Here is a 12886-nt window from a genome sequence, read left to right as displayed (position 1 = left end):
GGAATTTTCCTAGACAAGTAGGAAAACGCCTACCAAATAGGAAATATCCTATCGGGCGAGTCGCCTGGAAACTGCGGAATCGGGAGGACAATATGGAGCGCAGCCTGTTGCAGCGGATCGAGGCTTTTCTGAAGGAATCGCAGATGCCGCCGAGCGTCTTCGGGCGCGCCGCCGTGCACGACCCGCGACTCGTCAGCGACCTGCGCGGTGGACGCGAGGCCGGCCGCCGCATGACATGTCGCGTGGAACATTTCATGAACAAATGGCGGGCAGACCATTACGCCGGACGGATCGCGCCATGCGGCGACCGCCGTTTCGGCGCCGGAGGCCGGGCATGAGCCGCTGGTCCCCTGCCGCGCCCGCGCATCCGTCCTGCCCGCATCGCCGCCTGACCCGCCTGCTCGCCGCCGAGCTCGGCGCGGGCGTCACGCTGGGGCAGTCGACTCTGCGTCCTTGGGCAAGCGCCAATTTTGTCGGCGCGCGCCATCTGTTCGATTGCGCCGCCGAAGGGGTTTCGCTGGAGGCGCTCGGCAAGCGACTGAATACCGCCCAATGGCGGCTACCGGGTCATATCGTCGCCGATGTGGCGATCGAGCCCGGTGAGGATCGGGCCTTCCGGATCGAGATTTTGACCGTGGAAGATTAGCCGGCCGTCGACCGGTTCATCCGCTGGAGCGTGCTGAGCGCGGCTTCGAGCGCGAAGTCGATTTCGGGCTCACCTTCTTCGACCACTTCAGCACCCGGAACCGGGATCGCTGGCGCGGCGACAGGGCGGCGGCGTGCAAGCCCCGCTTCCAGACGCGCGACCATCGCGGCGATCGAATTGTCGGCGGGATCAGGCATAGCGGGGCCGGCGCGCTCGACCGGCTGCAACCAGGGCTCGGCGCCGGGTTCCTCGACTTCGACCGGCGCAAGGTCGGCGAGGATCAGTTCGTCCTCTTCCCGTTCGTCCATCGCCTCGGGAGCGGCAGACTCGACGGCCGCGCCCACAGGGCCCAGCCCCTCAGCGGGGAGATCGCGACCCGCCCGGATCGGCGAACGCGGCAAATCATCGGGGTGCAGGTCGGCGCGGCGGCGCACCGGAATATCATCATCCTGCTCCTCCGCCTCGCGGCGTTTGAAGCGTCGGCCGAGCGCGGCGAGGCCCGATTGCTCGGGCTCGGCGATCAGCAGCGCGACGAAGCCGGCGATCAGCGCCGCAATCAGCGCCATGCCAAGCGCGAGCGACAGCCGCGCGGCATTGCCGACCGGCGGCACGAAAAAGTCGGACAGGCGGTCGAGATAGAGGTTCCAGCTGATCCCCGCGACCCAAGCCATGGGTATAACGGCGGCGAAAAGGAAGGTCAGTGCCGCCGCGCCGATCACCGCGGGGAGAGCCGGACGCAGGGCGCGCAGCAAGGCGCCCCTACGGCTGGTCTTCGGCGCTTCGCTATAATCGTCCATATCGTTCAGATCTCGTCAGGCCGCCCGCGGCGCTTTGGCGCTGAGCAGGCGTTGGTAAACCGGTTCGTAACGTAAAATGTTTGACGACCAGTTACGATGCGTTTCGACAAAAATACGCGCGGTGCGCCGACGGTCTTCCCACATCGCGCGCTGCCGCAGCAGGTCCGCCAGCGCAGCGGCGATCGCCGCCGGATCGTCGGGCGCGAACAGCGTGCCGGTCACGCCATCCTCGATCAGCTCGCGGTGACCGCCGACATCCGACGCCGCGACCAGCTTGCCCTGCGCCATCGCCTCCAGCGGTTTCAGCGGCGTGACAAGATCGGTCAGCCGCATCTTCTTGCGCGGATAGGCGAGGATATCGATCAGCGAATAATAGCGCGCGACCTGATCGTGCGGCACGCGGCCGACGAAATGGATCCGCTCCGCGACCGGCGATACCGCGGCCTGCGCCTTCAGCGCGGCCTCCATCGGCCCGCCGCCGACGAGCAGCAGGCGCGCGCCCGGCTGTGCCGCGACGAGCGCGGGCATCGCCGCGATCAGATCGTCGATCCCCTCATAATCATAGAAGCTGCCGATGAACCCGATCACCACATCGTCTACCGCAATGCCGAGATCGGCCGCCAGCGCATCCTCGCGCGGCGGCGGATTGCCGAACAGGTCGAGGTCGACGCCGTTCGGCGACACGACGATCTTCGCCGGATCGATCCCGCGCGCGATCAGGTCGCCGCGCAGCCCCTCGCAGATCACCGCGACCGCATCGGCCGATTTCACCGCATGCGTCTCAAGCTGGCGGGTCAGGAAATAGCGTGCGCTGCCTTCGCGCCCCGTGCCGTTGCCGACCGATGCATCCTCCCAAAAGGCGCGGATTTCATAGATCACCGGAATGCCGAGCCGCTTGCCGGCGCGCAGCGCGGCGAGGCCGTCGAGCACCGGCGAATGCGCGTGGAGCAGATCGGGTTTCCATTCGCGCGCCAGCGCTTCGGTCCGCGCCGCCAAAGCCGCAATCTCGCGCCATTCGCGGATCGGCGAGCGTGCAGGCGCGATCGCGGGGGTGCGATAAAAAGTCAGCCCGTCGACCGTCTCGACTTCGGGGCCCGGCACCGGATGGCGCACGCCGGTAACCCCCGCAACGGCCCAGCCTTTCGTTACCTGCGCCTTCATCAGCGCGCGCGTTCGAAAGGTGTAGCCGCTGTGCGCGGGCAGACTGTGATCAAGGACGTGGAGAATACGGGTCATCGGGTCAGTGCTTTGACATATAAGCCTTAACGCGGCGTCAACCCAAGGGGGGTAGAGCCACGGCAAGGCACTTGGGCCATGCGGGGTTTTCGGGCAAACAGTATCGATGGTCGACAATTTTTCCATTGGCCTGACGCACGTCCTGATGGCGATCGCGCTTTGGCGCCTGCTCCACCGCGACGACCTCGATCACGAGGTGAGCCCGCGCAAATTGTGGCAGCAACGCCGCGATGCCGAAGCCGGCGCAAAAGACAGCTCGTCCGATGCGTGACATTGCCTTCGTCGCCTTTCTTTTCGCCTTCATCGGGCTCGGCTTTCGCAAGCCGTTCCTGTTCGTGCTGTGCTTCTGCTACATCGACATCGTCGCGCCGCAGCGGCTCAGCTACTTCCTCATCAACTCGATCCCGATCTCGCTGATCGTATTCGGACTCGCGATCGTCGGCTGGCTCACCGTCGACGACAAGCGCGACACGCGATGGTCGGGACGACAATTTCTGCTCGTCGCGCTGCTCTTCTATTGCTGGATGACGACGATCAACGCCGACTTCCCGGTCGAGGCGGCGGACAAATGGAGCTGGGTGTGGAAGGCGCTCGTCTGGGCGATCTTCCTGCCATTGACGCTCCGGACCAAGCTCCGCATCGAGGCGTTGATCCTGATCATGCTGCTGTCGGCGGCGGCGATCGCGATTGCTGGCGGGATCAAGACCGCAGCGGGCGGCGGCGGTTACGGCCAGCTTCAGCTGCTGCTCAACGAGAATTACGGGCTCTACGAAGGCTCGATCATGTCGGCGGTCGGCATTTCGATCATCCCGCTAATCCTCTGGTATCGCAAGCACGGGACCATATTCACGCCCGACTGGCGCGTTTCGACCTTCTGCTTCGCACTCGTCTTCGCCTGCGCACTGCTGCCGATCGGGACGCAGGCGCGCACCGGCCTCGTCTGCCTCGTGATCCTCGCGATCCTGTCGCTCCGCGCGGTCCAGCACCGCTTCCTCTATATCGCCGGCGCGGTTCTTCTGACCGTAGCGGTCGTCCCGTTCCTCCCCGAAAGCTTCACCGCGCGGATGGAAACGATTCGCGATCACAAGTCCGACCAGTCTGCCTCAACGCGCGTCGCAGTGTGGGCGTGGACGTGGGAATATGCCAAGGAACATCCCTTCGGCGGCGGGTTCGAGGCCTATATCCAGAACCATGTCCGCGTCGAAAAGGCCGCCAGCGCCTATGACCCGAACGCGCCGCAAAATGCCGAACCGACGGTCTATGAGGAGCATTCGCGCGCCTATCACTCGAGCTATTTCGAAATGCTCGGCGAACAGGGCTATCCGGGCATCGCGCTCTGGCTGCTGCTCCACGGCGTCAGTATCATCCAGCTCGAACGGTTGCGGCGACGCTATCTGAAGACCCGCCGCGGCGAGGAGCAATGGATCGCACCGCTCGCGACTGCGCTCCAGCATGGTCACATCACCTATATGATCGGATCGCTGTTCGTCGGCATCGCCTTCCAGCCATTCATCTACATGATGCTTGCGCTCGAAATGGGGCTTTCGACCTATGTCCGGCGGCGGGAGCACGAGGCCGGCTGGCGTCCGCTCACCGCGCGCCCGGCACAGGTTCCGGCGCGGCACACCCTTCCCGCCGCCAACTGACGCGGGAACCATCGGCGGGGACGGGGCGCTATGCCTCCATGTCCGCCGTTCGCCTGATCCATGTCGATGACAGCCTGCCCGGCATCAGCCGCGCGCGCTCGGGCGTCGGCTGGCGCTATCGCGACGCCAAGGGAAAGATCATCCGCGACCGCGACGAAATCGACCGGCTGAACGCGATCGCGCTGCCGCCCGCCTATGAGGACGCGTGGTTCTGCCCCGCCCCCAACGGCCATATCCTTGCCACCGGTTACGACGCACGCGGGCGCAAGCAATATCGTTACCACCCCGAATTCCGGCTGGAGCGGGACGCGGGAAAATATGACCGCTGCGCCGCCTTCGGCCATGCGCTTCCCTTGCTCCGGGCGCGGCTCGAGGATGATCTGGCGCGGCGGACGCTCTGTCAGGATCGCATCGTCGGTGCGGTCGTCCGCCTGCTCGACCTCGCCGCGCTGCGCGTCGGCAATGAGCAATATGCCACGGCGAACAAGAGCTTTGGCGCGACGACGCTGCGCCAGCATCATGCCACAATCTCGGGCAAGACGCTCCGCCTCACCTATCGCGCCAAGGGCGGCACGAAGAAGGATGTGAAGATCAGCGACCGCAGCCTCGCCACGCTCGTCCGCCGCCTCCAGGATCTGCCCGGCCAGAATCTGTTCCAGTATCAGGACAGCGGCGGCGTCTGCGCGGTCGGGTCGGGCGATGTGAACGCCTATATCCGCGATGCGATGGGCGAGGAGTTCAGCGCGAAACATTTCCGAACCTGGTCCGCGAGCGTCGAGGCCTTCGCCTTCCTGTATGACGCCGCCGAACCGCCGACCTTGAAGGCGATGCTTGCGCATGTCGCCGACGGGCTCGGCAACACGCCGGCGGTCGCGCGCAAGGCCTATGTCCACCCCGCGATGATCGCCGCCGTGCAGGAACGGAGCGATTTTGCCGCCAAGGCGGGGCCGCTGCCGCGCGCGACGCGCTATCTGTCGCGTTACGAACGCGGTCTTCTTGCCTGGCTCGAACGCGCGCCCGACGCCGCGGCGTTGCTTCGTTCCGCCTGATCCGCCAAGAGGAAAGCATGACCCTGACGCTTCTCGCCGCCGCCAAAACCGCGCCCGCCGAAACCACTGCGGCAGCCGCGGACCCGCTTGCCGACCTGCGCCACTATTGGGATGCCAGCGTCGGCTGGGTAAATACGCACTGGTTACAGATCGGGATCGCGGTCGGCGCCGGGCTCCTCATCTATTTCCTGCTTTCGATGGTCCGGCGCTTTGCGCTGAAGCACGCCCTGTCGGCCGAGGGCGAGATGACCTTCACGCACATCGCGGGCCGCGTCATCCACAAGACCAAGTCCTTCGTCCTCGCGATCGTCGCGATCCGGCTCGTCGCGGGTTATGCGCAGCCGCCCGCCATCATCATGCAGTTCGTCCAGTTCGTCTTCACGATCGCCGTGGTGATGCAGGTCGCGATCTGGGCGCGCGAGATCGTCCTCGGGCTGATCCAGCGCCGCGCCGCGGAGGGGCATAACGAGACGCTGAGCAACGCGATGGGAATCATCCGCCTGCTGATCAGCGTCGCGCTGTTCGCGATCGCGGCGATCGTCATCCTCGACAATATGGGGGTCAATGTCACCGGCCTGATCGCCGGTCTTGGCATCGGCGGCATCGCGATCGGCCTCGCCGCGCAGGGCATTTTCTCGGATCTTTTCGCCTCGCTCTCGATCATCTTCGACCGGCCGTTCCGCGTCGGCGAGACAATCAAATATGACACGAGCACCGCGACGGTCGAACGCATCGGGCTGAAGAGCACGCGGCTCCGCTCGCTCAATGGCGAATTGCTGGTCATCTCGAACACCAATTTGCTGAGCAAGGAAATCACCAATTTCGCGCATCTCCACCGCCGCCGGATCACCTTCAAGATCGGCGTCATCTATCAAACGACCCCCCAAATGCTGCGCGACCTGCCAGCCTTGCTCGAGGAGCAGGTTACCGCCGCGGGTCATGAATTCATCCGCTCGAGCTTCCTGAGCTTCGGCGCGTCGAGCCTCGATTTCGAGCTGCTCTTCGACGTATTCAGCGATCAGTTCGACGAAGTGGCTGCGGCGCGCACCGATGTCGCGATCCGGCTGTTCGAGGCGATGGCAACGGCAGGATATGAATTCGCCTATCCGACGCAAACGACCTTTACCGCGGCGCCCGACGGAACGATGATCATGCCCTATCCCGAGTCTCCAAAGCCCAAGCCAGCGGCGGCAAAGGCAGCCAAGGCCACCTGACGCTACGGCGCCGTAGCGTGGCCGCTAGGCCCTTGTGCAACGCGGCAAGAGAGGCCTAGAACGCGCCCCGAACCAGCTATTGAGGGGATGAACATGGCCACCATCACGCCGCAGGAACTGCAAGCCAAGGTCGGTGAGAACATCGGCACGTCCGAATGGGTGCTCGTCGATCAGGACATGATCAACAAGTTCGCCGACGCGACCGGCGACCATCAGTTCATCCACATCGACGAGGAAAAGGCCAAGATGACGCCCTTCGGCGGCACGATCGCGCACGGCTTTCTGACGCTGTCGCTGATTCCGATGCTCGGCGCGAAAACCGACGCGCCGAAGATCGAGGGCATCAAGATGGGCGTCAACTATGGCGGAAACAAGGTTCGCTTCCTTGCTCCCGTCCGCTCGGGCAAGCGCGTGCGCAGCCATGTAAAGCTGCTCGAACTCGACGAGAAGCGCCCCGGCCAGTGGCAGCAGACCAACGAAATCACCGTCGAGATCGAGGGCGAGGAAAAGCCGGCACTGATCGCCGAGTGGATCACGCAGTTTTTCATCTGATCCCGTCAAAGATCACCCGCCGACCTCCCCCGAAAAGATAATAAACGGCACCAAGCAGAAGGAACTCCACCATGCGTGACGCAGTCATCGTTTCCACCGCCCGCACCCCGCTGACCAAGGCGGGCCGCGGCTCGTTCAACAACACCCTCGCCCCGACGCTCGGCGCGCATGCGGTTCGCGCCGCGGTCGAGCGCGCCGGCATCGAAGGCGGCGAGATCGACGACGTCGTGTTCGGCGCCGCGATGCAGCAGGGCTCGCAGACGATGAACGTCGCCCGCCTGATCGCGCTGCGTTCGGGCCTGCCCGTCACCGTCCCCGGCATGTCGATCGACCGCCAGTGCTCGTCGGGCCTGATGACGATCGCGACCGCCGCAAAGCAGATCATCGTCGACCGTCAGGACATTGCGGTTGCCGGCGGCATCGAGTCGATCTCGAAGGTCAGCGGCAGCGGCAAGGTGTTCATCGAGACCGACGCCGAGCTGATCGCGATGCACAAGGACACCTACATGCCGATGATCGGCACGGCAGAGGTCGTCGCGAAGCGTTACAACATCAGCCGCGAAGTTCAGGACGAATATTCGCTCCAGTCGCAGCAGCGCACCGCCGCCGCGCAGGCCGCGGGCAAATATGACGACGAAATCGTCGCCTGCCCGGCCACCATGGCTGTCGTGAACAAGGAAACGAAGGAAGTCACCTTCAAGGACGTCATCGCCGACAAGGACGAGTGCAACCGCGCCGACACCACGCTTGAAGGGCTCGCCAGCCTGAAGCCGGTCATGGGCGAAGGCCACACGATCACTGCGGGCAACGCCAGCCAGCTCGCCGACGGCGCCTCGGCGTGCGTCGTGATGGAAGCCAAGGTTGCCGAGAAGAAGGGCCTCCAGCCGCTCGGCCGCTATGTCGGCATGGCGGTCGCGGGCACCGAGCCCGACGAAATGGGCATCGGCCCCGTCTTCGCGATCCCCAAGCTGCTCGAACGCTTCGAACTCAAGATGGACGACATCGGCCTCTGGGAACTCAACGAAGCCTTTGCCGTGCAGGTTCTCTATTGCCGCGACAAGCTCGGCATTCCGAACGAACTGCTCAACGTCAACGGCGGCTCGATCTCGATCGGCCACCCCTTCGGCATGACCGGCGCCCGCTGCGTCGGCCACGCGCTGATCGAGGGCAAGCGCCGCGGCGTCAAATATGCCGTCGTCACCATGTGCATCGGTGGCGGCCAGGGCGCGGCGGGCCTGTTCGAGGTCTTCTGATTTGCGTCTGACGCATCCGCGTATCGAGCCGGTCGATCTCGACCGGCTCGATACCGACCAGCACGCCGCGCTCGAACCCTTTTTCGCGACCGATGGTGCCAATAAGATCGGTGGGCGCGTCGGCGGCGGGCGCATCCTCAATATCTTCCGCACCCTCGCGCACGCGCCCAAGGCGATGACCGCCTTCCTCGGCTGGGGTAATTATATCCTGTCGAAGCGCAGCGCGCTTACCCCGCGCGACCGCGAACTTATCATCCTGCGCACCGGCTATAACTGCCGATCGGGCTATGAGTGGACCCAGCACAAGCGCATCGGGCTCGACAGCGGCCTCTCCGAAGACGAAATCGAGCGGATCAAGGCCGGCCCCGACGCCGCAGACTGGACCGACATCGAGCGCGCGATGCTTTGCGCAACCGACGAGCTGACCGCCAATCATTTCGTCAGCGACGCCAGCTGGGCCGCGCTTGCGCCGCTCGGCGACAAGGGCCGCATGGATCTGGTGATGACCGTCGGCCAGTACACACAGGTTTCGATGATGCTGAACAGCTTCGGCATCCAGGTAGAAGACGGGTGGGAGGTCGATCCCGACCTCAAGGCCTGACATCAAGGGAGAATGACATGAGCGCCATTGGAGTGATCGCAACGCTGCGCGTGCAGGCCGGCAAGGAAGCCGATTTCGAAGCCGTCTTCGCCGAGCTCGCCGCCGCGGTGAATGCCGACGAACCCGGCAACAGCTATTACCGCCTGTTCCGCACCGACGAGACCGGAACCTACAAGGTGCTCGAATGCTATGACGACACGGCGGCGGTCGAGGCGCATCGCGCCGCGTCGCATTTCCGCGAAATCGGCGCCCGCTTCGGCCCCTGGCTTGCCGGCGCGCCCGAGATCGAGCGCCTCGCGGCGGTCTGAGCGTCCGGCGCCCGGCGCTATTTGACCCGGTGGAACAGGTTCGCCCGCATCCCGGGCGTGCCCTCCCTGGTGAAATAGACCACGGTCTCGGTCATCGTCTTGCCGTCGGGCGACACCGTATAGGCGCGCATCGATCCCGGCACGCCGCCGAGCGCGAGCGCGGTGATCATGACATTCGGTTCGGGCATCCGCGTCGCGACGGTGTCAGCCTCCAGATTGCCGTCGACATGGACGGGCTTGCCGTCGGGCGTCCATGTCGATTTCGCGCGGACGGTCTTTCCGTCGGGCATCGTCACATCGACCAAAGTCCGCCACTGGCCGCCGCCCGCGTCGCTATAGGTGATCGTGACGCTCTTCGGCCGCGCCTCGGGCGGGATCGGCAGCTTGTCGATATCGACCGCCCAGGTGCCGATCAGCGGCGAGACGGCCACTTCCTCGGCCAGAGCGGGACTGGCCTGCATCGCTCCCGCGATCAGCAGGACCGGATAGAGCGCCTTCATCGAACCTCTCCAATTATTTCCCATCGCAGCATTTTATCCGGCCCCGGCCGGGCGTCAATCGACCTCGGCTATCTCGCCTGCCCTGTCGCCGAGCAGATAGCGCGGCCCCGCGCCGCGCTGCGCCGCCTTGTCCTGCGCATTGTAGAGCCCGCATTTCTTCAGCGACAGGCAACCGCAGCCGATGCACTGGTCGAGCAGGTCCCGCGTCCGTGCCAGCGCCGCCAGTTGCGCATCGATCCGCGCGCGCAGCCCGGTGCTGATCCGCGTCCAGTCGGCGGCGTTCGGCGTGCGCCCGGCCGGTAGATCCGCAAGCTCCGCCGCTATCTCCTCGAGGCTCAGCCCCATCTGCTGTGCGATCAGGATGAACGAGACGCGGCGGATATCGGCGCGCAGAAAGCGGCGCTGTCCACCGCTCGTGCGAAGCGACTCGAGCAGCCCCTTCGTCTCGTAAAAGCGGATCGCCGACACCGCTGTGCCGGTACGCGCGGCGAGTTCGCCGATCGCGATCAGGTCGGTGCGGTGCATCGTCGCTCTCCTTCGCTTTACGCTTGATCTAAACTTCACTTGAGCTTTCATATGTCGCGGCGTCAACCCGAATCACGAAAGCCAGAGTCATGACGCACCCCTTCATTGAACATGTGAACCTGACGGTCAGCGACCCCGACCGTACCGCCGGCATCCTGTCGGCGATTTTCGGCTGGCACGAGCGCTGGCGTGGTCCCGCACGCGACGGCGGCCGTACGATCCATCTCGGCAGCGACGCCGCCTACATCGCACTCTACACCGGCCCCGACGGCCAGCATGCCGACACGCACTATCCCAAGGGCGAGCCGCTCAACCATGTCGGCGTGCAGGTCGACGATCTCGATACGATCGAGATGCGCGTGAAGGCGGTCGGCCTCACGCCGTTCAACCATGGCGATTACGAGCCCGGCAGACGCTTCTATTTCTTCGATCCCGACGGTATCGAATATGAAGTCGTCAGCTATTCGGAGCCACGCCTGCGCTGAAGCGCGCAACATCGCGCGATGCCGCGCGTTTATCGTTCATCGGGGGGCCGACAAGGAGTGCCGACCGATGAGCGACGATATCAGGAAAAGCTTCTGGAAGGCGCTCGACGCCAGCCCCTATGTGATGGTCGGCCTGACCGGCGAGCGCGAACATCATGTCCCGATGAATGCGCAACTCGACAAGGATGCGAACAGCGCGTGGTGGTTCTTTACCGCAACCGATAACCGCCTCGCCGCGGGCGGCCCGGCAATGGCGCAATTCTCATCGAAGGGTCACGACCTCTTCGCCTGCATCTCGGGCACGCTTCGCCGCGAGGAAAGCCGCGCGGTGCTCGACAAATTGTGGAATAACGGCATCGCGGCCTGGTACCCCGGCGGCAAGGACGATCCAAAGCTCGTCCTGCTGCGTTTCGACTTGGAAGACGCCGAAATCTGGACCGCCGACCCCGGTATTAAGGGCCTGTTCAAGCTGATGACGGGCATGACGATGAAGGACGGCGATCTCGGCAAGCACGCCGAAGTGGCGCTCTAGGCGGACTCCGCTTCCGCGCGCTCGCGCGCCTCGATCGCAATATCGATCAGCGCCGACAGCACCCGCCGCGCCGCGGCGATGTCGTCGGCGCTGACGCGCGCCGCAAGCTTGGCGTCGACCGCGGCGCGCGCCTTGCCCTGTATCGCAGCGGCGGCCGCGCCACGCTCGGTCAGGCGGATCACCAGCCGGCGCCGGTCCTCGGCATCGACCTGCCGCTCCAGATAGCCGCGCATAACCAGCGTATCGACCAGCTGACCCGCCGCCTGCTTGGAAATGCGCAGATCCTGAATCAGCGCGCTCAGCGGCACATCCTCCGCGCCGAGCGCGAGCCCGCCAATCACATAAAGGCCGTTGGCGGGAATGTCGTCAAAACCCGCGCGATCGAGCGCTCTGCGCATCGCGCCGCCATAGGTGGTGCGGGCATGGCGCAGCAGCGCGGGCATGACGATGTCGTGGTGACGGGGTTCGTTGCTCATGCGGTCAACAATATAGTCCGGAAGACAGATAGTAAAATTACTTTACTGTAATGTTTCCGGACCAATCACAGCGACGGCGCGATCCGCCCCTCGCGAAACTCGAACCCGCCCTCGCGGTCGCGCGCGAGCAGCGCTGGCCCGTCGAGATCGACCCATTTGGCGCGCTGCGCCAGCACGAAAGCGGGGGCGATCGCCAGGCTGGTGCACAGCATGCAGCCGACCATGATCGACAGCCCCGCCGCGTCGGCGGCATCGGCGATGCGCAGCGCCTCGGTCAGCCCGCCCGCCTTGTCGAGCTTGATGTTCACCCCGTCATAGAAGGGCCCGATCCGCGCGACGTCGGCGGCAGTGTGACAGCTTTCGTCGGCGACGAAGGGGACCGGCGCATAAAGCTGGTCGAGCAGCGCGTCGGTTCCGACCGGCACCGGCTGTTCGATCATCTCGACCCCCATATCGGCGAGCGCCTCGGCCTCGCCCAATATGTCGACCTGCCCCCAGCTTTCGTTCGCATCGACGATCAGCCGCGCATTCGGCGCGCCCTTGCGAACCCCCGCAACACGCAGCCGGTCGCCCTCGCCGGTGAGTTTCAGCTTGAGCAGGTGATAGCCGTCGGCCTCGGCCGTCGCCGCCGCCTCGGCCATCGCCCCCGGCGTACCGAGCGAAATGGTGAAGGCGGTCGTGCGCGCGGTCGGCGCCCCCCCGCAGCCCGCAAGTTGCCACAGCCGCAGTCCGCGCTGCCGCGCCTCCAGATCCCACAGCGCGCAATCGAGCGCGTTGCGCGCCGCGCCGGGGCCCATGATTTCCTGAATTGCGGCGCGCGCGTCGGCCGCGCCCATGTCGGCGATATGCCCCGATGCGTGGAGAATCCGGTCGCGGCATCCCGCCGCATCCTCGCCCAGATAATAGATCGGCGTCCCCTCGCCGCGCCCGGTCGCGCCCTCTCCCTCGACCTCGGCGACGATCACGTCGACATGATCGGTGGCGCCGCGACTGATCACGAACTGCCCCGCGACGGGCCAGCGTTCGACACGCGCGCTTTTCAGTTGGATAGCCATGAACGAAGGCT

At 65.2% G+C, this 12886-nt stretch carries 18 protein-coding genes; 12 read left to right on the top strand and 6 right to left on the bottom strand.

The annotated features are described in order from the left end of the window. The first annotated feature begins 92 nt into the window (after nucleotides 1-92). Both ACQY80_RS10170 and ACQY80_RS10165 read left to right on the top strand, forming a co-directional pair. Nucleotides 93-338, top strand: a complete 246-nt coding sequence (locus tag ACQY80_RS10170) for a hypothetical protein (RefSeq protein ID WP_428678883.1) — start codon at nucleotides 93-95, stop codon at nucleotides 336-338. Further along, nucleotides 335-646 (top strand): hypothetical protein, encoded by a 312-nt coding sequence (locus ACQY80_RS10165; RefSeq protein WP_428678880.1) that lies wholly within the window; start codon nucleotides 335-337, stop codon nucleotides 644-646. The genes ACQY80_RS10170 and ACQY80_RS10165 overlap by 4 nt, the downstream gene beginning before the upstream one ends. Here ACQY80_RS10165 and ACQY80_RS10160 read toward each other — a convergent pair. Together ACQY80_RS10160 and ACQY80_RS10155 are read right to left on the bottom strand one after the other, a co-directional pair. Further along, a complete protein-coding gene (locus ACQY80_RS10160; protein ID WP_428678878.1) occupies nucleotides 643-1443 on the bottom strand; it encodes a hypothetical protein in 801 nt (266 codons plus the stop codon). The two genes, ACQY80_RS10165 and ACQY80_RS10160, sit on opposite strands and share 4 nt — an antisense overlap. Before the next feature lie 15 nt (nucleotides 1444-1458). After that, nucleotides 1459-2679 (bottom strand): TIGR04063 family PEP-CTERM/XrtA system glycosyltransferase, encoded by a 1221-nt coding sequence (locus ACQY80_RS10155; RefSeq protein ID WP_428678875.1) that lies wholly within the window; start codon nucleotides 2677-2679, stop codon nucleotides 1459-1461. Between the two features lie 106 nt (nucleotides 2680-2785). Between ACQY80_RS10155 and ACQY80_RS10150 the strand changes: the two genes are divergently transcribed. The 8 genes from ACQY80_RS10150 to ACQY80_RS10115 all read left to right on the top strand — a co-directional run bounded on the left by ACQY80_RS10150 (nucleotide 2786) and on the right by ACQY80_RS10115 (nucleotide 9302). After that, entirely contained in the window at nucleotides 2786-2950 is a 165-nt protein-coding gene (locus ACQY80_RS10150; protein WP_428678873.1) for a hypothetical protein, read from the top strand. After that, nucleotides 2943-4325, top strand: coding sequence for a putative O-glycosylation ligase, exosortase A system-associated (locus ACQY80_RS10145; protein ID WP_428678870.1), 1383 nt, complete (start codon nucleotides 2943-2945; stop codon nucleotides 4323-4325). The genes ACQY80_RS10150 and ACQY80_RS10145 overlap by 8 nt, the downstream gene beginning before the upstream one ends. A 38-nt stretch (nucleotides 4326-4363) precedes the next feature. After that, on the top strand, nucleotides 4364-5374 hold the full coding sequence (locus tag ACQY80_RS10140) for a DNA topoisomerase IB (protein ID WP_428678867.1): 1011 nt from the start codon (nucleotides 4364-4366) through the stop codon (nucleotides 5372-5374). Between the two features lie 17 nt (nucleotides 5375-5391). Then, nucleotides 5392-6588, top strand: coding sequence for a mechanosensitive ion channel family protein (locus tag ACQY80_RS10135; RefSeq protein WP_428678865.1), 1197 nt, complete (start codon nucleotides 5392-5394; stop codon nucleotides 6586-6588). Nucleotides 6589-6681: 93 nt separating this feature from the next. Beyond that, nucleotides 6682-7140, top strand: a complete 459-nt coding sequence (locus tag ACQY80_RS10130) for a MaoC family dehydratase (RefSeq protein WP_428678862.1) — start codon at nucleotides 6682-6684, stop codon at nucleotides 7138-7140. Nucleotides 7141-7211: 71 nt separating this feature from the next. Continuing rightward, a complete protein-coding gene (locus tag ACQY80_RS10125; protein ID WP_428678859.1) occupies nucleotides 7212-8393 on the top strand; it encodes an acetyl-CoA C-acyltransferase in 1182 nt (393 codons plus the stop codon). Between the two features lies 1 nt (nucleotide 8394). Continuing rightward, nucleotides 8395-8994: a carboxymuconolactone decarboxylase family protein gene (locus ACQY80_RS10120; RefSeq protein ID WP_428678856.1), complete on the top strand. Its 600-nt coding sequence runs from the start codon at nucleotides 8395-8397 to the stop codon at nucleotides 8992-8994. Between the two features lie 17 nt (nucleotides 8995-9011). Further along, on the top strand, nucleotides 9012-9302 hold the full coding sequence (locus tag ACQY80_RS10115; RefSeq protein WP_428678854.1) for a putative quinol monooxygenase: 291 nt from the start codon (nucleotides 9012-9014) through the stop codon (nucleotides 9300-9302). Nucleotides 9303-9319: 17 nt separating this feature from the next. Here ACQY80_RS10115 and ACQY80_RS10110 read toward each other — a convergent pair whose 3' ends face one another. After that, nucleotides 9320-9802 carry a hypothetical protein gene (locus ACQY80_RS10110; protein ID WP_428678852.1) on the bottom strand — a complete coding sequence of 161 codons (483 nt, stop codon included), beginning with the start codon at nucleotides 9800-9802 and terminating at the stop codon, nucleotides 9320-9322. A 54-nt stretch (nucleotides 9803-9856) separates the two neighbouring features. Then, complete coding sequence (soxR, locus tag ACQY80_RS10105) at nucleotides 9857-10327, bottom strand: redox-sensitive transcriptional activator SoxR (protein ID WP_428678850.1); 471 nt, start codon at nucleotides 10325-10327, stop codon at nucleotides 9857-9859. An 89-nt stretch (nucleotides 10328-10416) separates the two neighbouring features. Here soxR and ACQY80_RS10100 point away from each other — a divergent pair, with 89 nt between their 5' ends. Both ACQY80_RS10100 and ACQY80_RS10095 read left to right on the top strand, forming a co-directional pair. Further along, the gene (locus ACQY80_RS10100) at nucleotides 10417-10812 is read left to right on the top strand and encodes a VOC family protein (RefSeq protein ID WP_428678848.1); all 396 of its coding nucleotides are present in this window, start codon (nucleotides 10417-10419) and stop codon (nucleotides 10810-10812) included. A gap of 67 nt (nucleotides 10813-10879) precedes the next feature. Next, a complete protein-coding gene (locus ACQY80_RS10095; RefSeq protein WP_428678845.1) occupies nucleotides 10880-11344 on the top strand; it encodes a pyridoxamine 5'-phosphate oxidase family protein in 465 nt (154 codons plus the stop codon). Here the strand turns inward: ACQY80_RS10095 and ACQY80_RS10090 are convergent. Then, nucleotides 11341-11820, bottom strand: a complete 480-nt coding sequence (locus ACQY80_RS10090) for a MarR family winged helix-turn-helix transcriptional regulator (protein ID WP_428678843.1) — start codon at nucleotides 11818-11820, stop codon at nucleotides 11341-11343. The genes ACQY80_RS10095 and ACQY80_RS10090 overlap by 4 nt on opposite strands. A 65-nt stretch (nucleotides 11821-11885) precedes the next feature. Then, entirely contained in the window at nucleotides 11886-12875 is a 990-nt protein-coding gene (locus ACQY80_RS10085; RefSeq protein WP_428678840.1) for a dipeptide epimerase, read from the bottom strand. Between the last annotated feature and the right edge of the window lie 11 nt (nucleotides 12876-12886).

The organism is Sphingopyxis sp. (genome assembly GCF_965279755.1).
GTDB lineage: Bacteria > Pseudomonadota > Alphaproteobacteria > Sphingomonadales > Sphingomonadaceae > Sphingopyxis.
The sequence above is the reverse complement of the archived record's forward strand: the minus strand, read 5'-3'. Positions and strand labels throughout refer to the sequence as shown.